At 40.8% G+C, this 24,483-nt stretch carries 21 protein-coding genes; 15 read left to right on the top strand and 6 right to left on the bottom strand.

Annotated elements, in window-relative coordinates; genetic code table 11:
• Positions 1-48: 48 nt before the first annotated feature.
• The 3 genes from KCV09_RS04650 to KCV09_RS04640 form a co-directional block, all read right to left on the bottom strand.
• Complete coding sequence (locus KCV09_RS04650) at positions 49-954, bottom strand: DMT family transporter (protein ID WP_025094623.1); 906 nt, start codon at positions 952-954, stop codon at positions 49-51.
• A 127-nt stretch (positions 955-1,081) separates the two neighbouring features.
• On the bottom strand, positions 1,082-2,629 hold the full coding sequence (garD, locus tag KCV09_RS04645) for a galactarate dehydratase (protein ID WP_119690509.1): 1,548 nt from the start codon (positions 2,627-2,629) through the stop codon (positions 1,082-1,084).
• A 68-nt stretch (positions 2,630-2,697) separates the two neighbouring features.
• Positions 2,698-4,062 carry an MFS transporter gene (locus KCV09_RS04640; protein ID WP_119690508.1) on the bottom strand — a complete coding sequence of 455 codons (1,365 nt, stop codon included), beginning with the start codon at positions 4,060-4,062 and terminating at the stop codon, positions 2,698-2,700.
• Positions 4,063-4,333: 271 nt separating this feature from the next.
• Between KCV09_RS04640 and gudD the strand changes: the two genes are divergently transcribed.
• The 4 genes from gudD to KCV09_RS04620 all read left to right on the top strand — a co-directional run bounded on the left by gudD (position 4,334) and on the right by KCV09_RS04620 (position 9,227).
• Positions 4,334-5,671 carry a glucarate dehydratase gene (gene gudD / locus KCV09_RS04635; protein WP_151815825.1) on the top strand — a complete coding sequence of 446 codons (1,338 nt, stop codon included), beginning with the start codon at positions 4,334-4,336 and terminating at the stop codon, positions 5,669-5,671.
• A 152-nt stretch (positions 5,672-5,823) separates the two neighbouring features.
• Positions 5,824-6,735: a 5-dehydro-4-deoxyglucarate dehydratase gene (gene kdgD / locus KCV09_RS04630; RefSeq protein ID WP_151816250.1), complete on the top strand. Its 912-nt coding sequence runs from the start codon at positions 5,824-5,826 to the stop codon at positions 6,733-6,735.
• 26 nt (positions 6,736-6,761) lie between these two features.
• Complete coding sequence (locus tag KCV09_RS04625; protein WP_212515750.1) at positions 6,762-8,348, top strand: aldehyde dehydrogenase (NADP(+)); 1,587 nt, start codon at positions 6,762-6,764, stop codon at positions 8,346-8,348.
• 165 nt (positions 8,349-8,513) lie between these two features.
• On the top strand, positions 8,514-9,227 hold the full coding sequence (locus tag KCV09_RS04620; RefSeq protein ID WP_025094619.1) for a FadR/GntR family transcriptional regulator: 714 nt from the start codon (positions 8,514-8,516) through the stop codon (positions 9,225-9,227).
• Positions 9,228-9,274: 47 nt separating this feature from the next.
• Here the strand turns inward: KCV09_RS04620 and KCV09_RS04615 are convergent, their stop codons facing one another.
• A complete protein-coding gene (locus tag KCV09_RS04615) occupies positions 9,275-10,231 on the bottom strand; it encodes an NAD(P)-dependent oxidoreductase (protein ID WP_212515611.1) in 957 nt (318 codons plus the stop codon).
• Between the two features lie 359 nt (positions 10,232-10,590).
• Between KCV09_RS04615 and KCV09_RS04610 the strand changes: the two genes are divergently transcribed.
• Positions 10,591-10,881 carry a hypothetical protein gene (locus KCV09_RS04610; RefSeq protein ID WP_228154097.1) on the top strand — a complete coding sequence of 97 codons (291 nt, stop codon included), beginning with the start codon at positions 10,591-10,593 and terminating at the stop codon, positions 10,879-10,881.
• A 91-nt stretch (positions 10,882-10,972) separates the two neighbouring features.
• Here the strand turns inward: KCV09_RS04610 and epsC are convergent, their stop codons facing one another.
• Positions 10,973-11,881, bottom strand: a complete 909-nt coding sequence (epsC, locus tag KCV09_RS04605) for a serine O-acetyltransferase EpsC (RefSeq protein ID WP_151965762.1) — start codon at positions 11,879-11,881, stop codon at positions 10,973-10,975.
• Positions 11,882-12,099: 218 nt separating this feature from the next.
• Between epsC and KCV09_RS04600 the strand changes: the two genes are divergently transcribed.
• The 10 genes from KCV09_RS04600 (at position 12,100) to KCV09_RS04555 (ending at position 23,087) form a co-directional block, all read left to right on the top strand.
• On the top strand, positions 12,100-14,274 hold the full coding sequence (locus tag KCV09_RS04600; protein ID WP_212515610.1) for a TonB-dependent siderophore receptor: 2,175 nt from the start codon (positions 12,100-12,102) through the stop codon (positions 14,272-14,274).
• 430 nt (positions 14,275-14,704) lie between these two features.
• Positions 14,705-15,994: an urea ABC transporter substrate-binding protein gene (urtA, locus tag KCV09_RS04595; protein WP_104125017.1), complete on the top strand. Its 1,290-nt coding sequence runs from the start codon at positions 14,705-14,707 to the stop codon at positions 15,992-15,994.
• An 81-nt stretch (positions 15,995-16,075) separates the two neighbouring features.
• Positions 16,076-17,719, top strand: coding sequence for an urea ABC transporter permease subunit UrtB (gene urtB / locus KCV09_RS04590; RefSeq protein ID WP_151816087.1), 1,644 nt, complete (start codon positions 16,076-16,078; stop codon positions 17,717-17,719).
• A gap of 7 nt (positions 17,720-17,726) precedes the next feature.
• Positions 17,727-18,797, top strand: a complete 1,071-nt coding sequence (gene urtC, locus KCV09_RS04585) for an urea ABC transporter permease subunit UrtC (protein WP_151816086.1) — start codon at positions 17,727-17,729, stop codon at positions 18,795-18,797.
• The gene (gene urtD, locus KCV09_RS04580; protein ID WP_048764635.1) at positions 18,798-19,625 is read left to right on the top strand and encodes an urea ABC transporter ATP-binding protein UrtD; all 828 of its coding nucleotides are present in this window, start codon (positions 18,798-18,800) and stop codon (positions 19,623-19,625) included.
• Between the two features lie 9 nt (positions 19,626-19,634).
• Positions 19,635-20,333, top strand: coding sequence for an urea ABC transporter ATP-binding subunit UrtE (urtE, locus tag KCV09_RS04575; protein WP_151816085.1), 699 nt, complete (start codon positions 19,635-19,637; stop codon positions 20,331-20,333).
• 225 nt (positions 20,334-20,558) lie between these two features.
• Positions 20,559-20,780, top strand: coding sequence for a hypothetical protein (locus KCV09_RS04570; RefSeq protein WP_151816084.1), 222 nt, complete (start codon positions 20,559-20,561; stop codon positions 20,778-20,780).
• A 109-nt stretch (positions 20,781-20,889) separates the two neighbouring features.
• Positions 20,890-21,093, top strand: a complete 204-nt coding sequence (locus KCV09_RS04565; protein WP_004937599.1) for a hypothetical protein — start codon at positions 20,890-20,892, stop codon at positions 21,091-21,093.
• Positions 21,094-21,157: 64 nt separating this feature from the next.
• Positions 21,158-21,367: an acyl-CoA thioesterase gene (locus tag KCV09_RS04560; RefSeq protein ID WP_151816071.1), complete on the top strand. Its 210-nt coding sequence runs from the start codon at positions 21,158-21,160 to the stop codon at positions 21,365-21,367.
• Positions 21,368-21,926: 559 nt separating this feature from the next.
• Positions 21,927-23,087, top strand: coding sequence for an MFS transporter (locus tag KCV09_RS04555; protein ID WP_151816073.1), 1,161 nt, complete (start codon positions 21,927-21,929; stop codon positions 23,085-23,087).
• A gap of 19 nt (positions 23,088-23,106) precedes the next feature.
• Here the strand turns inward: KCV09_RS04555 and KCV09_RS04550 are convergent, their stop codons facing one another.
• Positions 23,107-24,357, bottom strand: coding sequence for a mechanosensitive ion channel family protein (locus KCV09_RS04550; protein ID WP_025094608.1), 1,251 nt, complete (start codon positions 24,355-24,357; stop codon positions 23,107-23,109).
• Between the last annotated feature and the right edge of the window lie 126 nt (positions 24,358-24,483).

The raw sequence follows: 24,483 nt of genomic DNA, 5'->3' as shown, positions 1-24,483 counted from the left end.
CAAATTACTTCAAGATGAGTTGTTTATTCTTACAAGATAGATAAACCTTTAACGATTTAATCGAAATAACCGCATCACTTTTTGTTGTGCAAATGGGTTGCACATCAAGATTGCAATCAAAATAATGGCAATCCCGATCAGTGTAAACAGGTCGGGAAGCTCTCGCCAAAAAACATAGCCCCATACACCTGCAAACACAATCGCGATATAGTTCATCGGGCCGATTTTACCAGCCGGTGCTAAGCTGTAGGCATAAGACATAAATAATTGACTAATATTAGCCAGTAGCCCAGCTGTAATAAGTAAAGCCAGTTCGTGTAGGGTGAACATTCGCCAGTGCCAAAACATCGGGATTGATGAAATCAGCGTACCAAACATACAGAAATAAAATACGATGCGTTCTGGAGATTCGGTGCTGGTCAGCGCACGGACAGTCACAAAAGCCATCGCAGATAAAAAGCAGGCCCCAAGGCCGATAAAAGAAATCAGATTAAATAAGCCTTGATCAGGTTTAGCAACAAACATGACACCCACTAAACCCAATACGGCAGCAAAAATCATAGATTTGGTGATTTGTTCTTTGAGAAATAACCATGCAATCAGTGGAATGAAAATAGGTGAAGAGTAACTAAACACCATCGCATTGGAGAGCTTTAGATTGGCAATCGCATAAAAGAAACCATACATCGCGGCCAATCCCACCACACTTCGCCACGTATGCATCCATAATTTTTGCGTTCGAATGAGTCCAAATCCATTTTTAATTAACATGGGAATAAAAATGAATAGACCCACCGCGTTTCGAAAAAATACGATCGTTGCGTTGTCGACACTTTGTGATGCAAATCGGATACACACTCCCATAATCGAAAAAAGTAAGGCGGATGTCATTAGACACAGCAGGGCCTTTCCGATATTGTCAGACGACGAAGCAGGAGTGGAGAGATTTTGCATAAGATCAAAGTGGCAACAAGTTTCAGTGTTTAGTTTAGCAGCGATCTAGAAAATGAGTGAAATGTATCGCAATCAAATATTGAAATAAAAAAGATGAATACACAGAATTCATCTTTTTTTATATGCCTTAGGTAACTGGTGCAGGATTAAACACGGCCAGCGAATTGTGAATTCCCCATTTATCCGACCATGTTTGCTGTTCGCCACTCGCGACTTTCAAAATCAGTTCAAATAGTTCCCAACCCACTTCTTCAATGGTTTTTTTACCAATCGCAATATCGCCCGCACTAATATCGATGAGATCATACCAGCGATTGGCAATGGTATTGCGGCTGGCCATCTTGATGACAGGCACCGCTGCCAATCCATAAGGTGTCCCGCGGCCTGTAGTAAACACTTGTACTGTAATACCCGAAGCCATTTGTTGTGTGCCGCAAATAAAGTCACTCGATGGTGTAGCGGCAAAGATCAGCCCTTTTTTAGTGGGTTTTTGACCCGGTGACAACACCTCAACAATCGCAGAGCGGCCTGACTTGGCAATTGATCCCATGGCTTTTTCAACAATATTATTTAAACCGCCTTTCTTATTGCCAGGCGTGGTATTGGCACTTCGATCAACTTTGCCTGCGGCCAAATAATCATCGTACCACTGCATTTCACGAATTAAATCTTTCGCGACTTGTTCGTTTTCTGCGCGTGGAGTAAGTAAATGGATACCATCACGAACTTCGGTCACTTCTGAAAACATGACTGTACCGCCGCAGCGGATAATCAAATCTGAAGCAAAACCAACAGCCGGATTTGACGTCACGCCAGAAAAGGCATCGCTACCACCGCACTGCATACCGACAACTAAATGTGATGCCGAAACAACTTTCCGCTGGCGCTGGTTGAGCTTTTCTAAATGAATCTTTGCAACCGCCAAAATATGATCGACCATACTTTGAAAGCCGTGATGCTGTTCATCTTGAAGCTGGATGATGTCTTCATCTTCAAGCGGAATACGTTTATTTTCTGTTGGGAGTGAAAGTAAGCGTTCGGGTTGCATTTTTTCACAGCCTAAACTCACGACCATGACTTCTCCACCAAAATTAGGATTCAATGCCAGATTATGAATAGTACGGATTGGTACAATCGCGGCAGGTGCATCAATAGCAACACCACAGCCATACAAATGATTTAAACCAACTACGCCGTCTACATTTGGATATTCTGCCAATAGCTCACGTTCTATAATTTTCACCACATGATCGACAATTCCTTCTACGCAATTCACGCTGGTGGTAATTGCTAAAAGGTTTTTTGTACCGACTGAACCATCTTTATTTATGTAACCTTTAAAGGTATAGCCAGTCAAAGGTTCCATTTGAGGTGCCGGACGGGTGGCTAACTCAAGCTCACCTAAATCAGGGGGCGTTGGCATGCGCGTGACCGCTTCATTCACCCATGCTCCCGCGTTTAAATCGCAATTAACATAACCAATGACTTCACCATAGCGAATGATGGATGCGCCGTTTTTTAAGTCTTCAAGCAGTACTTTATGGCCTTGTGGAATATATTCGATTAAACATAGATCATATGCCTCAATCACAGTTCCTTGTGCAAGGCCGCCATCGTTGACCACAATGGCAACATTGTCCAGCGGATTAATTTTGATCAGTAATGGCTTTTGCATGCGTCTTCCTTGTTAATTTAATTAAGGCCGTATGCCAAATATATTTGGCATCGGCTAATCGAGATTACTTATATGGATGTTTTCAGTTGAAAGCGTTGAATCTTCCCAACCACAAATAAATAGCAGAACATGGCAATCACAGCGTGAACGCCAACAAAAATCAGAGCACCATTAAAAGAACCTGTCGCTGCTAAGATGTAGCCGATTGCAATCGGAATGATGATGCCAGCAGTATTTCCAAAAGTATTGAATAAGCCACCTGATAATCCAATCATCTCTTTAGGTGCAACATCCGACATGACAGCCCAGCCAAGTGCGCCAAAGCCTTTGCCAAAAAATGCCAGTGACATGAAAAATACAATCGCCGTTTGAGACTCTACAAAATTACACACCACAATACTGGTAGACAGTAACATACCGAGCACAATAGGGAACTTACGTGCAAAAGTGAGTGATTTATTCATACGGATCAGTTTGTCGGAAATAATGCCACCTAAAATTCCTCCAATAAAACCACAGAGCGCTGGCAAAACAGCCGCAAAACCTGCTTGTAAAATTGTCATGTGACGTTCTTTGACCAAATACACAGGAAACCAGGTTAAAAAGAAATAGGTGAGGCAGGTAATACAATACTGTGCAATAAAAATACCCAGTAACATCCGAGATGCCAGTAGTTTACGGATATTAGACCAGCTCATTTTATTGTTTTCATCGACCTTTTTAAGCTGATTTTCGCCCATATTGGTGATGGCACCATGATCTTGAAGATATTTAAACTCAGCAGAATTTAAACGAGGATGCTTTTCTGGGCTATAAATAACCTTTAGCCAAATAAATGCAATCACAATCCCGATTCCACCCATGATCCAGAAAACAGATTGCCAGTGAATGTGCGTAACTAACCAGCCCATAAACGGTGCAAAGATCACGGTGGCAAAGTATTGAGCAGAGTTAAAAATAGCGGCCGCAGTACCGCGTTCTTTGGTTGGAAACCAAGCAGCTACAATTTGACTATTTCCAGGAAAGGCTGGGCTTTCAGACAAACCGACCATAAACCGCAAAATAAAAAGTGATGCAACAATTAAGGGAATGGAGCCAAAAATATCGACAAAACCAAGCATGACTGTAAAGATCGACCAGAGTAAAATACTCCAGAAATATACTTTACGTGCTCCGAATTTATCGAGAAGCCATCCTCCGGGGATTTGTCCGATGACATACGCCCAGCCAAATGCAGAAAATATGTAGCCCATAGTGACCGATGTAAGTCCCAATTCTTGGGACATTGGAGATGCAGCCATTGAAATGGTTGCTCTATCTCCGTAATTAAGTGCTGTGACTAAAAAAATCATGGCCAGAATGTAATAACGGGTTTTGGTGTGAGAAACCCGATTTTTACTGATCACGGCGATGTTTGTTTGCAAGTTATCCATATACAAACTCTTCTAATAATCAACCTGTTTGCTGGTCCATGAAACAGGTGACGTCATGTCATATTCGTGCATAGAATAAATCAAAAAATATTTCGATATTCTATAGTCCAGTTCTAAACTTGATGATTTAGATATAAGACATCATACGACTATTTATTTTAATTTGACAAGCTATCTAAGAAAATTATTTTTGAGTACATGAATTGACAAGTTGTCTGATGTCTTATAGCGTTTAAAAAAGAAAAAGTAACCCTAGCCAAGGAGTATCAAGATGGCGACTTCAACACCTATAGTAAAATCGGTTCGTGCAATTCCGGTAGCAGGGCATGACAGCATGTTACTTAATTTAAGTGGCGCACATGGCCCGTATTTCACGCGTAATCTATTGGTTATAGAGGATAACTCAGGAAATATCGGTGTTGGCGAAATTCCAGGAGGTGAAAAAATCTTAAATACCTTAAATGATGCGAAAGCGTTAATTGAAGGTCAGCCTATCGGTGAATACAAAAATCTGCTAAAAAAAATTCAAGAGACTTTTGCCGACCGTGATCGTAGTGGGCGTGGGAACCAGACTTTTGATTTGCGTACAACCATTCATGTTGTCACGGCTTATGAATCCGCTTTACTCGATTTATTGGGCCAGCATTTAAATGTCAATGTCGCCAGTTTGTTAGGCGATGGGCAGCAACGTACTGAAGTTGAAGTATTGGGTTATTTATTTTTTATTGGTGACCGTCAACAAACTCAATTGGATTATCTCGGCTCAACTGCAAAGACTGAATTTGATTGGTATCAGGTTCGCCATGAAAAAGCGCTCACACCAAGTGCCATTCAACGATTGGCCGAAGCTTCTTATGAACGTTATGGCTTTAAAGATTTTAAACTAAAAGGTGGTGTCTTACATGCCGAACAAGAAGCAGAAGCGGTAACCGCAATTGCGCATCGCTTTCCTGAAGCACGTGTCACGCTTGATCCAAATGGTGCGTGGTTTTTAGATGAAGCGATTGCAGTGGGTAAACATTTAAAGCATGTGCTGGCTTATGCCGAAGATCCATGCGGGGCTGAACAAGGTTACTCAAGCCGTGAAATTATGGCGGAATTCAAACGTGCTACAGGCTTGCCTACCGCAACCAATATGATTGCAACTGACTGGCGGGAAATGTCGCATAGTATTCAGCTTCAGGCAGTGGATATCCCTTTAGCCGATCCACATTTCTGGACGCTAGAAGGATCTGTTCGCGTATCGCAGTTATGCAAGATGTATAACCTCACATGGGGATCACATTCAAATAATCACTTCGATATTTCGCTGGCGATGTTTACACATGTTGCTGCAGCCGCTGTGGGCAACGTTACAGCGATTGACACACACTGGATTTGGCAAGAAGGTATTGACCATCTTACCAAGTCACCACTGGAGATTAAGAACGGCAAAATTCAGGTTTCCACAGCTCCCGGACTTGGTGTAGAACTCGATTGGGATAATATCTACAAAGCACATGAGCTTTATAAAGCCAAAGGCTTAGGCGCTCGCAATGATGCTGAAGCCATGCAATATATGATCCCGAACTGGACATTCAATAATAAAAAGCCATGTTTGGTTCGTTAATTTAGAGTTTTTGAATGATTCAAAACGGCCGCTCACACGAGCGGCCGTTTTAATTGAATTAAATTTAGCAAAAAAAAATAAAAAAGAATTGAAACTGAAAAAAGATATGATGTAAGATGTCTGACAACATAAGTTCAAAAGGATATGCGTTAATGGACGCTCTTGAGTTAAAAAAAATTGTTTCTGACGGTTTATTGTCTTTTCCGGTTACTGACTTTGACCAGCATGGGGAATTTAATGCGGCGTCTTATCAAAAACGTCTTGAATGGTTAGCGCCTTATGGTGCAAGTGCTTTATTTGCAGCGGGTGGTACGGGTGAATATTTTTCATTAACCGGTTCTGAATATTCGGATGTTATTAAAACGGCAGTCGATGCGTGCAAGGGCAGTGTTCCAATCATTGCAGGTGCAGGTGGTCCAACACGTCAAGCAATTGCTCAAGCCCAAGAAGCAGAGCGTTTAGGTGCCCACGGTATTTTGCTGATGCCGCACTACTTAACCGAAGCAAGCCAAGAAGGTTTGATTGAACACGTGAAACAGATCTGCCAAGCAGTCGATTTTGGTGTGATTTTTTATAACCGCAGTGTTTCTAAACTCAATGTTGATTCTCTACATCAACTTGTTGAAGCCTGTCCAAATCTGATTGGCTTTAAAGACAGTTCGGGCCAAATCGATATGATGACGGAAGTGGTACAAACCTTTGGTGATCGTTTGTCATATTTGGGTGGCTTACCTACGGCGGAAGTTTTTGCAGCGCCTTACAAGGCATTAGGTTCGCCTGTCTATTCATCGGCTGTATTTAACTTTATTCCAAAAACAGCGATGGAGTTTTACAACGCTTTACGCCGTGATGACTTTGAAACAACCCAACGTTTGATTCGTGACTTCTTTTTACCTCTGATCAAAATCCGCAACCGTAAGTCTGGTTATGCGGTAAGTATGATCAAAGCAGGGGCGAAAATTGTAGGGCATGATGCAGGGCCGGTTCGTCCGCCGCTCAGTGATATGATGCCTGCGGATTACGAAGATTTAGCAGAATTGATTGCGACACTTGGCCCGCAATAAGTTCAAAGTTTTAAGGAAATACTATGATGAGCAAGAATATCGGTAAACAGTTTATTCAGGGTCAACGTGTTGCAGAACACGCGGCAAGCTTAGAAAGTATCAATGCTACAGATTATCAGCCGACTGGCTATGTATTTAGTCAAGCCAGTTTGAATGAGGTGGATCTTGCAGCAAAAGCCGCACATCAGGCATTTTTGACATACCAAAATACCAGTCACGAACAACGCGCAGTATTTTTAGATGAAATTGCCATTCAGATTGAAGGGCTGGGTGCTGAGCTTCAAGAAGTGGCGGCCCTAGAAACAGGCTTACCACTTGCGCGCTTGCAAGGTGAAACTGCACGAGTAACAGGGCAACTTCGACTATTTGCTGAATTACTGCGCCGTGGAGATGTATTGGGTGCTCGAATTGATACCGCGCTACCAGATCGTAAACCTTTACCGCGTGTCGATTTAAGACAATATAAAGTTGGCGTGGGGCCGGTTGCAGTTTTTGGTGCCAGTAACTTTCCGCTTGCATTTTCTACCGCAGGTGGTGATACAGTTGCAGCGCTTGCCGCAGGCTGTAGCGTGGTATTTAAAGCACATTCAGGTCACATGGCAACAGCTGAACTGGTTGCTCAGGCGATCGAAAAAGCAATCGAGATTTGTAATATGCCGCGTGGCACATTCAATATGATCTTTGGAGCACGAGTAGGTGCCAATTTGGTCGAGCATCCTCTGATTCAAGCTGCCGGTTTCACGGGCTCACTCGAAGGCGGAATGGCATTGTTTCGCTTAGCACAAAACCGCACTCAGCCTATTCCATTTTTTGCAGAAATGTCGAGCGTTAATCCTGTAGTTGTGCTACCAGATGCGCTTAAAGCACGTGCAGAGAAAATTGCACAAGATACAGTTGCTTCATTTAACATGGGATGTGGCCAGTTTTGTACAAAACCAGGTTTGATTATTGGGATTAAAAGTGTTGAGTTTGATCGATTTGTGGAGGCCTTGATTGATTCAACACGTAGTGCTGCTCCACAAGTGATGCTTAATCGGGGTACCTTAAAAAGTTATCATCAGGGCATTCAAAACTTAGTTGATGCATCAGGTTTTGAACATATCGCATCTGGTTTAGCGCCAGAAATGACTTCACAGGCTCAGGCGCATTTGTTCAAAGCAGATTCTTCTTTGTTACTAGAAGGTCATGCATTGTTGCAACATGAAGTATTTGGTCCGATGTCGGTGGTTGTTTCGGTTGAAACCAAGGCCGAGCTGCTGCAAGGACTCAATGCTCTAGCTGGTCAGCTCACCGCAACTATTATTGGTGATGAGAGCGATTTGGCAGAGGCTGCGGATCTATTACAAACACTCACCCGTAAAGCTGGCCGTGTATTATTTAATGGCTACCCAACAGGTGTAGAAGTATGTGATGCCATGGTACATGGTGGTCCATTTCCGGCAACCAGTGATGCACGCGGCACCTCGGTAGGTACAGGTGCTATCGATCGCTTTTTGCGTCCGGTATGCTACCAAAATACCCCGCAGGCCTTGCTGCCTGATGCACTAAAAGATACTAATCCATTAAACATCCATCGGTTGATTAATGGTCAATTCACAAAAAATGCAATCTAATATGAAAAAGCGGTTCAGCTGTAGCTGAACTGCTCTTTTATAACACTGTTTTTAATTTTCAAAACTGCCCATAAGCTGAATTTTTTCAATGTGCTTATGACTAACTTGTCAGTTTATAGTAATATGAATAATCGAATTTTCTAATGTTTAATGAGTTCTTCAAATATGTCTAGCGCAATCAAACCTAGATCAGCAAAAAAACTAAGCCAGATTATTGTAGAACAACTTATTGCAAAAATTCAGTCTGGAGAATTTAAAGTTGGAGAAAAAATTCCAACTGAACTCGAGCTGATCGAGACATTTGAAGTCAGTCGCTCCGTGATTCGAGAGACGATCACAGAACTTCGCTCGTTAGGATATGTCGAAACCCGTCATGGAATTGGCACATTTGTAAAAGAACAGATCGCAGAACAAAATTTTTTGTTGTCCAACGCTAGCCTAGAAACCATCAATGACATTGTGGCATTACTTGAGCTTCGAATTAGCTTAGAGTCGGAAGCGGTATTTTTGGCATCCGAACGCCGTTCAGATATTCATATTGCCAAAATGAAAGCAGCGCTTGAAGATTTTGAATCTCATATTTCGTCGACAGCAAACGATGGAACGGTCAAGGCAGATTATGACTTTCATATTGCAATTGCAGAAGCATCAAGTAATCAATATTTTGTCGATTTTTTAAAGTATCTGGGTGAAAAAATCATTCCGCGTGCTCGACTCAATTCAATTGAAAAGAGCCCGGAAAATCGTGAGGACTATCTTAAGTCTGTACATCATGACCACGTGAATATTTATAATGCGATTGTGGATCAGGATGGGTTACTTGCTCGTCAAATGATGCGAGCGCACTTGTCTAAAAGTATTAAGAAATTCAAACAATAATGAAAATTGGGGTCGTGATTGAATTTGAACAATCACGACCTTATGGCTTAGACCAGATTTTGCTCAATACCTTGCATATTTTTATTAATATTGTCTTGAATGGTTAAAAATAACCGCTGCTGTGCTTCGTCGGTTCCCCAAGCAATATGTCCTGTAATCAATACATTAGCATGCTGCTTATGTAAATTTAATAGGGGATGATCGACTGGTGGTGGCTCTTGATCCAATACATCAGCTGCATAGCCCGCCAATTCTCCAGATTCAATCGCTGCAACAATGGCGTTGGCATCGACCAAACCACCACGTCCCACATTAATCAATAGACTGTTGGGTTTCATCATCTTCAATACAGAGGCATCAATTAAATGACGAGTCTGTTGGTTGAGTTCGCAGTGTAGAGACACAATATCTGCGGTTTGAATGGCTGTTTCAAAAGAAACATAGCCTTCACGACACGTTGTTGCACCTTTACGCTCACTAAACAGAACGTGCATTCCAAAAGCCTCAGCTTTTTGAGCAAGAGATAAACCAATTTCACCTTTGCCAATAATTGTGAGCGTTTTACCTTTAAGTTCGCGCATTGGAGCAGCCAAATGAAACGAACTATCTCCAGTCGACCATTTGTCTTCTAATATACCTTGAAGCTGTTGGCCAAAATTTTTAATCAGATAAATCATAAAGGTAAATGCATGTTCTGCTACAGCATCGCCTGCATAGCCGCGAATATTACATACCTGAATGCCATGTTGTCGTAATAAAGGCATGTTGACATGATTGAATCCGGTTGAACATAATGCCACCAGTTTTAAATTCGGGTTATTTTTTAAAATAGTTTCATTAATATCTAAATCACTGATAATGAGTACATCTTGGTCGAATACTTGTGTCGCAAACTGCTCCTGAGTGAGTTGCTCAAACTCGGTATAATCCACTGGAAAATCGAACTCGAATGCTTGATCAAGTAACACGTATTTTTCTGTGCAGGTAATTTTTAAAGATTTCATAAGATCAAAACAATTTAAAGATAAGACATCATACAACAAATTTTAGTCAAAGTAATTGTAAGAGGCAATTTCTCTATTCATCCATGCGATAACAAAGAGTAATTGATTCTTGGTGCTTATTTCTATTTATTTTAGTGAAAATAGAAGATGAGATAACTTAAGCTAGCCTAAATTTTTAACATAAATTGTGAAATTTAAATTAAATAAAAAAGATAATTAATTGGTGTAAATATTAAAAAATGTGATATATTTAACAAAATTGATTTCCATTGTGGGAACCCTGTAATGGTTTTGCATTCCCGGTTACAGGTTTTTTTATTTTGTAAAACTATGTCTAATAAAAAATGAAAGTGTATGAGATGATTTTTTCGATCAGTTCAGATGAGCAAGAACGAATACTGTATCACGTCAATAATGCTTCAACACGAACAGATTTTTTAGCTAGATTAAAATTGATACTCGAGCAAGAATGGATTTCTTCAAAAGTTGAAAGCAGTAGTTCAGATCAAATTGCCTTCGATGAGCAAATCTATTATGAAAGTTTACAGCAAATCGAAATGATGTCTGACGATTTTATTGCTCATGGCACTGCACGTTTAACAAAAAATATTTTTATGTCGGTTTTGGTACGCGACGTCATTAAAATATAGAGAATTTAATTATTAAATAAAAAAGATATAAATCCACTTCCTCAATATTTTAACGATACTCTGAAGTGGATTTATGATGAGGGTAATAACCTTAAGGTACTTTTTTACAAGATTCAGATGGCGATTGCAAAATTTGGCTTCCCGCAGGCACACTGTGCGTCAGCCATACATTTCCGCCAATCGTAGATCCTTTACCAATGATAATTCGGCCTAAAATCGTGGCACCTGCATAAATTACCACTTCATCTTCTACAATCGGATGACGCGCATAATCTTTTTTCAGGCCACCATCATCGGTAAGCTCAAATCGTTTTGCACCCAGTGTTACTGCCTGATAAATACGCACACGCTCACCAATAATACAGGTTTCTCCAATCACAACGCCGGTTCCATGATCGATAAAGAAACCTTTACCAATTTGGGCACCCGGATGAATATCGATACCTGTTGCAGAATGCGCCAGTTCAGAAATAATTCTAGACACCAGTGGCACATGCTTATACAGCTGATGTGAAAGGCGATGATAGATAATCGCCAATAATCCCGGATAACAAATCAGTACCTCATCAACACTGTGAGCAGCCGGATCGCCCTCAAAAGCCGCGAGCACATCTTCATCAAGTAAACGGCGGATATCTGGCAGCGCACTGGCAAAATCTTGGACTATGGTTTTGGCATATGTATCGATGTCTGGATCGACAGTATTTGGGTGCAGCTTTGCCTCATAATGCAAGGCCATACGTACTTGTATAAAAAGCTCGTTTAATACGTGGTCAAGCGTATAAGCAATATAGTAATTTTCGGTTTCTTGGCGAAGTTCTGCAGGTCCAAGTCGCATCGGAAATAAAATGCCGCATAAGTCATTAACCACGACCCGAAGAACTTCTTTAGATGGCAGTTCGCGATCTCCCATCTCTTTGGTGCGATGTTGACTTTCACGCCAGTCGTGCCGTGCTTTTTGCAAGCCGTCTACAACGGAGTGGATATTCCATGAGGCCATTTTTTTAATCCTAATGATTTACTACATGTGTAATAGAAACTGACTAAGTTATTGTTTAAATCAATTTTTGATTTTTTTCAAATTTTTAGCTTTTAATTCTGTATTTTACTCAACAAAAAAGCAAACAATGCGTTTGATCTGGATATGACTCCTATATACTCTGCACATATTTTTACTTACGCAAAGTTACATTGAGTTTTGAGTATTCAGGATCATTTATGATAAACGCCCAGATGTTTCCCACCACATTTCTTTTTCGTTGTTTAAAAATGATCTTAGGTACAGGTATTGGTACTTTAAGCACACTTAGTTTTGCCGAAACTCAATCTAAGCAGCTCGAAACCATTGTGTTAAGTGCCGATCAGCAAAATTCTGGTTATTTGCGTCAAAATGTTAATCTGGAAGGTTTTGGTACAACGCAGTTAAAAGATATTCCAGCTTCTGTATCTGTCGTGAGTTCAGCACGCTTAGAGGATCAGCAAGCCAAAGTACTGACCGATGTGATCAAGAATGATGCTGCTTTGGGAGATGGATATGCTGCAATCGGTTACTATCCGAATTTTGTCTCGCGTGGTTTTGCGCTGGCTTTAGGTTCAAGCTATCTGCTCAATGGCTATGTGGTTCGTGGTGAACAAAACATTGCACTTGAAAATAAGGATCGAGTAGAAATTCTAAAAGGTATTTCGGCCATTCAAAGTGGCATGTCAACACCCGGTGGCGTCGTCAATTATGTTACAAAGCGTCCAGAGGATATTCGTTCAGTTACTGTGGGTGCCAACAGTGAGGGAGGAACATCTATCGGGCTAGATGTCGGTGGCTTTTTAGGCAAAGCGCAAACCATGGGTTATCGCGTAAATCTTGCCGAAGAACAGATTCATCCTTATGTCGAGCATGCTAACGGTCAACGTGTGTTCGGCTCACTCGCACTCGATTGGCAGATTGATGATCAATCACAGCTTCAGTTTGATATTGAATCACAACGCCAAAAACAACGTTCAGTTCCGGGATACCAATTACTCGACGGCTCAACAGTTCCGACTGATGTGGCTTGGAGCAGATTGCTGGGTTATCAAAGCTGGAGTAAGCCAGTCACCAACGTTGCGCTGAACACCAGCCTGACGTATCGCTATCAAATTAACTCAGACTGGGCTGCGAGCATCGGTGCGAGTTATAGCCATGTCAAAATTGACGATTATATTGCCTTTCCATATGGTTCCTATAAAGGTTTGAAACCGATTGAAAATACCTTTGATGCCGATGGAAACTACGATCTTTACGATTACCGTAGCCCAGACGATGTACGTATGACCACACAACTCAAATCGAGTTTAAAGGGCCAATTTGAAACGGGAACTGTACATCATCATTTGAATTTTGAACTGGCTGCTGTAGAAAAAAATCAAAAACGTTATGTTGGTATTAATACACCCGTTGGAACAGGGAATATTTATCAAGACACCACCGATTTTGAGCCCGCTACATTTGATTTAGGAAATCGATATAAGCCACTCGAAAGTAAGCAGCTTTCTGTGGCATTTACAGATCGAATGGAGCTTGATCCACAATGGACAGTATTACTGGGTGGAAAATGGATCGATTTAAATGAAAAAGCGTATGACAGTGACGGTACGGAAAATCGTCATACAGACATTCAAAAATTTTTACCACAAATGGCATTAAGTTATCGACCACTTGAAAATACAACAGTTTATCTTTCTTATGCGAAAGGTTTAGCGGACGGTGGAACAGCACCATGGTATACAAGCAATGCCAATCAGGTCTTGGCACCTGTTCAGTCGCGACAATATGAGCTGGGCTTCAAACAGCAGTACAACAACGCTTTGCTCAGCTTGGCACTTTTTGATTTAAAGCAGAATAATCAGTTTGTTGCACCTACTGATGACGGCAATCTCATATTTATCGAAAAAGATGATCAGCGCTCTCAAGGAATCGAATTCGGATTGACGGGCAAGCTTTCATCACAAATTGAACTGAGCTCAAGTTTGGCATTGATGAAGTCTCGTTGGGAAGGAAGTGAAGTTGATGCTTACGAAGGGCATCAAATTCAAAATGTACCCAAACTGCGTTTTGCAACGCATGTGTCTTATGATGTCGCGCAAATAGACGGTCTACGACTCTTGGCGGGTATGCAATATAGCGCCAGTAAATATGCCAATAAGTCTGGAACTGTAAAAGTTGGTGGTTATAGTGTGTTTGATCTTGGTGCAGCTTATGCCTTTAAAGTCAGTGGTTATGACTCTACACTCAGACTGACCATCGATAATCTGTTCAATAAGCAATACTGGCGTGATGTAGGTGGATTTATGGGCGATGACTATTTATTTTTAGGTGCACCACGAACGGCTCAAGTTTCACTTAATGTGAAATTTTAAATCAAGAGCACCTCTTCATCATTTCGGTGCTTTTTTTATTCGGCATGTGTCATTTTGGGGTGGGTTTTTAAAAACAGGGTTGAGTTCAGTTGCAAGTGAACTCAACCTTTTTCTATTCTTGATCAGTCAAATGACGAAAATGGAAGATTTATACGTAAAATGACGTAGAGACAAATTTTGACAACACATTATAATCTAAGATTTGTATTTTATTTTTTTTATTTCCCTATTATTAAATTAATAAGAAGATAATTTATTTTAAGCCTAATAATTATTATTTAAGATTATGATTTTAATTAAAATTATTTGAATTAAAGATTTAATATTTAAAATATAAAGCTTAAAAATTATTTTTTGGCATGCTCTTTGAATGATATTTCATCGCAAAAAATTATTTTAATTTAAAGATGATCAAATTGGAGAAGAAGTCATGTTACAGCAAAGAATGATGTCCATTTCATTGTGTATTGCAGCGGTAATGGGGGGATTATCACTCACAGGATGCTCAAAATCATCAGACAAAACGGCAGCCACCGAAACGCAGGCCACGTCTGCACCAGCCAGCAAAAGTTCAGACACCATTAAAGTCGGTATTTTACATTCCTTATCTGGCACTATGGCCATTTCAGAAACTTCGCTTAAAGACACAGCCTTGATGACCATCAATGAGATCAATGCGAAAGGTGGCGTATTAGGTAAAAAGCTTGAGCCAGTTGTGGTTGATCCTGCGTCAGACTGGCCGCTTTTTGCAGAAAAAGCACGTCAGTTGATTACTCAAGACAAAGTAGCGGTCATTTTTGGATGCTGGACATCGGTTTCGCGCAAATCTGTTTTACCTGTAGTGGAGGAACTCAACGGTTTATTATTTTATCCTGTTCAATATGAAGGTCAGGAACAGTCTAAAAATATATTCTACACGGGCGCTGCACCGAACCAGCAAGCGATTCCTGCGGTGGAGTATTTAATGAGTGAAGAGGGTGGCAAGGCGCAGCGCTTTGTGTTGCTGGGTACAGATTATGTGTACCCACGTACGACCAATAAAATTCTTCGCGCATTTTTGAAATCGAAAGGCGTTGCAGATGCCGACATTATGGAAGAGTACACGCCGTTTGGTCATAACAACTATCAAACCATTGTGGGAAATATCAAAAAATTTGCTGCGGGTAAAAAGACCGCGGTGATTTCAACCATCAATGGTGACTCCAATGTGCCTTTTTATCGTGAGTTGGGTAACCAAGGCATTAAAGCATCCGATATTCCAGTAATGGCATTTTCTGTGGGTGAAGAAGAGTTACGCGGTATCGATACCAAACCGCTGGTGGGTCACTTAGCGGCTTGGAATTACTTCATGTCGGTTAAGAATCCAAAAAACACCGACTTTATCAATAAATTTAAACAGTATGCAGTGGAGTATAAACTGCCGAATGCCTCAAAAGTGGTCACCAATGACCCAATGGAAGCCACCTATGTGGGGATTAATATGTGGAAACAGGCAGTCGAAAAAGCAGGCTCAACCGATGTGGATAAAGTCCGTACAGCCATGGCGGGCCAGACGTTTGCAGCACCGTCTGGATATACCCTAAAAATGGATGAAACCAATCATCATTTACAAAAGCCAGTTATGATTGGTCAGATTCGTGCTGATGGTCAGTTTGATGTGGTCTATAAAACACCAACCACGATTCGTGCAGAGCCATGGAGCCCGTACATTCCAAAATAACAAATCAACGAGGGCCTGTTCGCATTGATACAGGCCAACCTTAGTCAAGCTTAAAAAATATTCACATAGCAAGGGTTTACTATGTATAACCATATTCGGCGCTGGGCGATGATGATGCTTTTCATACAGCTTTGTTGTGTATCTGTGTGGGCAACTGAAAATAGCAGTCAGCCACAGACATCACTCTCCCACACGGCGGCTGTAGCGCACGACGATGCGATACAAACTTTTGTTCGGTCGGATTTTACAGCCCGTCGGACGATACTTAATCAGTGGCCTGCTAGTCTAGAATTACTGGACAAACTTGTTGGTTATATCGACGACAATCAACTTTATACCGATAGTTCGGGTAATACCTATCTACTTAAAGATGAACAAACGCTCTTGAGCTATCCCGATGAAAAAGTCATCACCACATGGCCTTCAGATTTATCTCAAGTCACACTGGTGAATACTTTAAGAAAAGCACTGACGTTTGGGCAGGCCAAAGCCAAGCTTAATTCTGAAGATGCGTCTCAACGCTTACAGGCAGTAGATATACTAGAAAACAATATTGCAGAGCTAGACAGTGGTTTTATCAAACAACTATATTTAAAAGAAAATAACAATAAGGTAAAAGCGCGACTAGCACAGCTTAAGGCACGTCTAGATTACAATAGCTCAGATGTATTCACTAAAATAGCAGCCATTAAAACCCTCTCAGCCTCCAACCGACCAGATGTTCTGGCTTTGGTCGAACATGAGTTGAGCCTTGCTCAAATTCATCCTGAACTCACAGCGGCATTACAAGATGCCAGAAACCAAATCAAAACACGTTTACAGATCAGTGAATGGTCTGGTCATCTTTTTTCAGGTATAAGCACGGCCAGCATTTTATTGCTTGCGGCGCTAGGTCTGGCCATTACTTATGGCTTACTTGGTGTAATCAATATGGCGCATGGCGAGCTGATCATGATTGGTGCCTATACCACCTACGTGATCCAGAGTCTGTTTAAAGCGCATTTGGCTGCTTGGGTCGATTGGTACTTAATCGCTGCAATACCATCGGCATTTTTGATCAGTGCATTAATTGGCATGCTGATTGAACGAACCATTATTCGGCCCTTATACGGAAGACAGCTTGAAACTTTGCTGGCTACATTTGGGGTAAGTCTAATTTTGATGCAACTGGTACGCATGGTATTTGGAGCACAAAATGTCGAAGTATCCAATATTGCATGGTTAAGTGGCGGAATAGCACTCACACCGAGTTTGATGTTGCCGTATAACCGAATGGCCATCATTGCTTTTACCGTTGCGATTTTATTGATTCTGCTTGTGCTACTCAACAAAACCCGTTTTGGATTGTTTGTACGCGCAGTGACTCAAAATCGTCAAATGGCTCGTGCAGTCGGCATACGTTCTGCACGCATTGATATGCTTGCATTTGGCTTGGGCTCTGGGCTTGCAGGTTTGGCAGGCTGTGCCTTGGCGCAGGTTGGAAATGTGGGGCCAGATTTAGGACAAAATTACATTATCGATGCATTTTTGGTGGTGGTAGTGGGTGGTGTGGGGCAGGTTTGGGGCGCCGTACTGGCTGCACTTGGATTAGGGGTAAGTGGCACGGTACTTGAAATTGGACTCGGTGCTGTACTTGCAAAAATTATTCTTTTGGTGCTTGTGATTTTGTTTATTCAAAAACGTCCACAAGGGTTATTTGCCATCAAAGGCCGGTTTGTGGAGTAAGACGCACATGAAATTCACTTTATTGTTTGCAGACAAACCGTTGAGTGCCGCACTCATCGTACTTTGTTTTGTGGTGCTTTTAGTTCTACCTTGGTTGCATCTGGCACCTGTTGATTCTGCTTTTTATTTGTCTGCGTACTGGGTCACACTGATTGGCAAAATTATGTGTTTGGCACTGGTGGCACTTGCACTCGACCTTGTTTGGGGCTATGCCGGAATTTTAAGTTTGGGGCATGGTCTTTACTTTGCATTGGGCGGTTATGCTTTTGGTATGTACCTTATGCGTGAGTCGGCTGGTGATGGATTGCCCGATTTCATGCGTTTTTTAAGCTGGAATGAATTGCCATGGTTTTGGTTGGGCACCGAGCATTTTATCTGGGCGCTGCTATTGGTGGTTTTAGTCCCTGGTGTGATCGCGTTTTTATTTGGATTTTTTGCATTTCGCTCAAAAATTAAAGGGGTATATTTTTCAATCATTACTCAGGCCATGACCTTTGCTGCAGCATTATTGTTTTTTCGAAATGAAACAGGCTTTGGCGGTAATAATGGCTTTACTGGATTCAAAACGATCTTAGGTTTCGACATTACTTCAGCACCTACACGTGCCAGTTTGTGTTGTATGACTGCACTGATACTCATGTTGTGTTTTATTGGCTTACGTAGCTTGATGAATCGTCCTTATGGGCGGGTATTAGGTGCAATTCGGGACAGCGAAAACCGGTTGCAATATTTAGGCTATCGTACGCTTTGGTACAAACTTTCGGCATGGGTGTTATCGGCCGTGATCGCTGGAATAGCAGGCGCGCTTTACGTCCCACAGGCTGGGATTATTAACCCGAGCGAAATGAACCCTGTCAACTCCATTGAAATGGCCGTTTGGGTGGCTGCAGGCGGGCGTGGAACGCTAATTGGACCAATATTGGGAGCAGGGCTGATTAATGCAGTTAAAACATACTTTACCGTGGCTGCTCCAGAGTATTGGTTACTTATTTTGGGTGGTTTATTCATTGTAGTGACCTTATTTCTGCCAAAAGGTGTGGTGGGGTTGTTTGACCACTTTAAAAAGGAGAAAAATTAAATGAGCGAAGTGCAATTCGAAACACCACCGCATGGCGGACAATATGGTGAAGGATACGGCAGGACTAAGGTTCAGGGTGCAGATTTTAGTCATGGTATTGCGCTCTATCTTGAAAATGTTAGTGTCTGGTTTGATTCCTTTAGAGCCTTAAATGATCTGTCTTTATACATCAATGAAGGCGAGCTACGCTGCATTATTGGCCCAAATGGTGCGGGAAAAACAACACTGATGGATGTCATTACTGGCAAAACTCGTCCTACTCAAGGTACTGCATTTTTCGGTCAAAACTATAATTTAGCCAAAATGACCACGGAGCAAATTGCTGAGGCTGGAATCGGCCGCAAATTTCAAAAACCGACAGTATTTGAAAATTTTAGCGTGATGGAAAATTTACTGTTGGCAGCACCGAAAGATAAAACTGTAAAACGGAGTTTTTTCGCAAAATTGTCCGCTGAAACTCAAGTGGCTTTGGAGCAAACACTCGAACAAATTCGATTAAAGGACTTTCGCCATAAAACTGCGGGATTACTTTCACACGGTCAGAAGCAGTGGCTTGAAATTGGAATGCTGCTGATGCAGCAGCCAAAACTGATTTTATTAGATGAACCCGTTGCGGGTATGACCGATGCAGAAACTGAGCGTACTGCGGAGCTTTGTTTGGAGCTTAAAAAGCAACATACCTTGATTGTGGTGGAACATGATATGAGTTTTATCGATACGATCAGTGAAAAAGTGACCGTACTGGCTCAAGGCGCTATTTTAGCAGAAGGAACATTGGCAGAGGTACAAGCCAATGAAGACGTTATTGAAAAATATCTAGGTCGATAGGATAGACACATGCTCGATATTCAACAAATCAATCAGTTTTATGGTGGCAGCCATATTTTGCGCGATGTTTCATTGAGTGCAGCGTGTGGACATTGCAGTGTTGTGCTGGGGCGAAATGGAGTGGGTAAAACTACCTTGTTAAAATGCCTGATGGGATTACTGCCGATTAAATCTGGGCAGATTATTTTGGATGGTAAGGATATCTCAAAACTGTCGCCCGAACAGCGTGTACGAGCTGGCCTTGCATATGTTCCGCAAGGGCGAGATATATTTTCGACGCTCACCGTTGAAGAAAATATCCTTATTGGAATGGCTAAATTTTCAGGTGCTAAAACTAAAAAGGTGCCAAACTCTTTATACGAGTTGTTTCCAGTTTTAGAGGAGATGAAATATCGCCGTGGTGGAGATCTCTCTGGTGGGCAACAGCAGCAACTGGCAATTGCAAGAGCATTGGCATCTGAACCTTGTATCTTGATTTTGGATGAGCCAACAGAGGGAATTCAGCCGTCAATTATTAAAGACATCGCCAAAGTAATTCAACGCCTGACACAAAAGGGCGATATGGGAATTATTCTGGTCGAGCAGTTTTATGATTTTGCTGAAGAGTTAGCCGATACGTATACCGTGATGGCACGTGGACACATTATTGCATCTGGACGTGGAGATGAAATGTCTGAAAAAGGAATTAAGGAGCTTGTCGCGATCTAGGTTTAAAAGTAGCTGAATAGGGTTACAGTATCTATTTTTCGCTTTTTAGCTACATAGACCGACACTTTATTAGCAATTGCGTAACTTATGTTGATCTAAAATTACAGTTGTATATGAATGGGTTGTAGATTGACAGTCTCTTTGCAGTATTTCGGCTATAGCTCGAATTCTCTATGCTATAAAAAAGGCTCAAATGTTCTCAAACCTTATAAGGATCAAGACAAAATGAGTCTTTCTGAAAAAATAATAACTGTCAAAGATCAACATGGTAATGAGCGCGAAGTTGCTGCACTGTGCGCGTCAGCACGATCAGAGCCAGAATTAGACCATGGTTCTTCACATATGGTTCATGCTGTGAAATTGATCTTTATTGATGGACATCAAGTAGAAGTAGATGCTGAAGGCAAATTTTATCACCCAGATACACGTGTTGAGTACTCGGTTTAGTTCATGAGTGTTCAAAGAAAAATCTGAATATCCAAGTGAACCGATATTTAATAGTGTTTCAGTGAGAGCATGCTCATTATAACCAACAACATGATAAGGAAGACTTAATATGATCGATGAAGAAAAGCCTCTTGATTTTGATGACGACAGTGAACCTCACGATTTTGAGGATGAAGAGTACTTAGACGACAAAAAAGAAGATGAATTGTACAATACCATTACCAAAGATGGTTCAAGTGTCGATCCCGCAGATGATGGAGAACGTCACCAACGACCTGAAGACGGTGATCCTATTGAAATAGAAGACACTTAATATTATAAATAAAGCCCAATCAAAAATTGGGCTTTATTTATAATAGATTTGAACCCGATCAAATATGACGCGACTTTGTAAAAATATGAAAGCTGTTCCAGTACTACGACAATGGACGACCGAGCAAGACGGTTTCCTGATTGAACATGCAGATCTTGCAATATCGGAATTGATTCAACTACTGCCGTATACTGAAGAAGAAATCAAAGCCCGTAAAAAAGTATTGGGATTATTAAAGCGTGAAAGACAATTCCGAAAGATCATGACCTACTAAAAAAGAATCTATCAATGTGATGAAATCAAGATTCTTAAATATAGGTATGTTTACTTTGTTATCGCGTGTTAAAAAATTTGGTCATCTAAATCCAATCTGTACAATGTGAAAACTTTGATTACTGTAGAAGTGTTTTTTGGTTACTTAATGAACAATATAGAATTAGAACTCACATGGATTTATACATAGGTTGTCGATAAATTAAAGATAAGCAAACGTATTGGCAGACTTAAACATGAAACTATTCGATATGTTCACCGGGAATTCAAAAGATAAAAATAGATCAGGTTTTTCAAAAGTAGAATTTGATCAGATCGTTCGTAAAGCTGTTGTAAGCAGCTTTATAGTCAAAAAGAAGTAAGTAAATTTAAGCGTCTTACTATTTTAAATGTAATAAAAATCTGGGCTAGAAATACTCTAGCTCAGATTCATGATATTGATTTGAGTAGATACGAGAAACAATACCAGCAACGTTTCAAATGGATTTGATTTCAGTCAGTACAAATATATCAACTTTTGCTATGATTGATCTTGTAAAAATGCAAGATAAAGCAATCACATGCAAGCACTCACAATACAAACTAAACTTGGCGGATTTTACTTTTTCTATTACGCCATAGTGGGTACATTCATGCCGTATTGGAGCTTGTATCTTCAAGATCAGGGCTTCAATTATCAAGAAATTGGAATTCTATCTTCAATCGCGATCATCACACGTTTTTTTGCACCGTTCATTTGGGGATGGGTAGCAGATAAAACGGGCAAACGAATGTTATTGGTACGAATCGCAACTTGGATGGAAGCATGTATTTGGTTTACGATTTTTTTAATTTCAAAAAGTCTTCAATCGATTGCCTTACTCATGCTGATTTTCAGTTTTTTTCAAAATGCAATCTTGGCGCAGTTCGAAGGCGTTACTTTATTTTGGCTAGGAGACAAGCGCGCCGAACTATACGGTAAAATTCGAAAATGGGGATCTGTCGGGTTCATTAGCAGCGTATTTGGTATAGGGGCATTATTAGAAATTATTCCCGTTTCAATGCTGCCAATTTTACTACTCTGTATTTCCTTTCTTGCGTTTATCTGGTCATTTCAAATTAAAGAACCAACAAAGGCACCAACAGCCCAGCGGCAACTAGAACCTTTATGGCCAATTTTAAAGCGACCTAGTGTCATGGCTTTTTTTGCTATCGAATTTATTATGCTGTTCTCACACGCGCCATTTTATAGTTTTTACAGTAATTTTTTAAAAGAAGCAGGGTATAGCACCACACAAATTGGTACTTTGTGGGCCATAGGCGTGTTATCAGAAATTATCATGTTTGCCTGTGCACACACATTATTGGCGCGTTATTCAATGCGCATTTTGGTATCGGTGTGTCTTGTTATGACCAGTATTCGATGGATACTTGCTGGATATATGGTCGAGCATTTTTGGGGGCAATTGCTCGCCCAGACGATGCATGCCTTTAGTTTTGGTTTATTTCATTTGCTGGCAATGCGGTTGGTTTTTAGTCATTTTACCGCAGGTCAGCAAGGTCGGGGGCAAGCACTGTATAGCACCATGTGGGGCTTGGGGGTGGCTTCTGGTAGTTTATTGGCAGGTCACTTTTGGCAGACGTTAACTGCGCCGGTGATTTTTTTATGTGCTGGTTTATTGGTTTTATTGGGGCTTGGTTTTGTAAAATGGTTGCCCACACAAGGTGCACAACCATCTTAATTCATCGATTAAACAGCTATTACACCGCGTCGTTTACAGCGTGCGCAAGAGATTTCATATCTGTACCTGAAGGTGCCTGATAAATTTTCAAGCCAAATTCAGGTGTAATAGCCAGTAAATGATCAAAGATATCAGATTGAATGGCCTCATAAGCATTCCATGCGGTTGTGTTGGTAAACGCATAAATCTCAAGTGGAATCCCTTCACTAGTCGGTTGAAGCTGACGTACGATTAAAGATTGATTCTGTGCAATTCCACTATGTTGCTTCAGATAAAATTCAATATATGCGCGAAACGTACCTAAGTTCGTTAAACGCCGCTGGTTATACACCGATTGATTGCTCAGTTGCTCATTAAATGATGTAATTTCAGATTTTTTTAGATCAAGATATTGATTCAGTAAAATAAAGCTTTTGAGTTTGTCTTGTTCTTTTTCCGACATAAAGTGAATACTGCTTTGATCGATAAACAATGAGCGTTTAATGCGACGACAGCCAGATTCACTCATACCGCGCCAGTTTTTAAAGGTATCTGTGATGAGCTTATTGGTAGGAATTGTTGTAAAGGTCTTATCGAAGTTTTGTACGGTCACCGTATGTAATGACATATCAATGACATCGCCATCCGCATTGAGTGAAGGCATCTCAATCCAGTCACCAATACGTACCATGTCATAAGATGAGATTTGTACACTCGCGACCAATGACAAAATCGTATTTTGAAAAACTAACATGAGCACCGTTGCCATGGCACCAAAGCCGGCCAATAAGGTGAACACATCTTTTTTTAAGAAAGTTCCCAAAACCATTAAAGCACAGACAATGAAGATCATGAGTTTGATCAGCTGCAAATAGCCTTTAATGGGTTTATTTTTAGAATTAGGATTACGCTGATAAGCCAGATTGAAAATATTTAAAAATTCACTAATTGCAAGCGCAATGGTTAAAAAGATAAATGCCTGTGCGCCCATTTGTACCAAAGTAATCATTTTACTGGACAAGTGAGGAACACTACTGATCCCGTTCATAATCACGATAGCGGGAACAATATTTGAAATGCGTCTAATCACGCTATGCTGGGCAAAAAGGGACTGGTTAATAAACTTTAGCTTACTAATTGCTTTACGAACACCCCGTACCACAATTTGTTTTGCTATAAAGTTTGCCAAAACGGCAAAAAAAATCAGGATAGCAATCGAACACAGCATCTCAAGCCATGGATATTGGCCGATCCAGTTTTGTATTTCTCTTATATATTGTAAAAAATTCAAACCTCTACACCCATGCTTAGTGAAATAGTATAGTGTAAAGGCTTGATATTTAAGATGTTCGTATTGCTACTTTTTTTGTACGTTTTATTAATAAAACCATACATGCCCAATACATGCGGTTAAATT

Origin of the sequence: Acinetobacter soli, assembly GCF_018139125.1 — a bacterium.
GTDB lineage: Bacteria > Pseudomonadota > Gammaproteobacteria > Pseudomonadales > Moraxellaceae > Acinetobacter > Acinetobacter soli.
The sequence above is the reverse complement of the archived record's forward strand: the minus strand, read 5'-3'. Positions and strand labels throughout refer to the sequence as shown.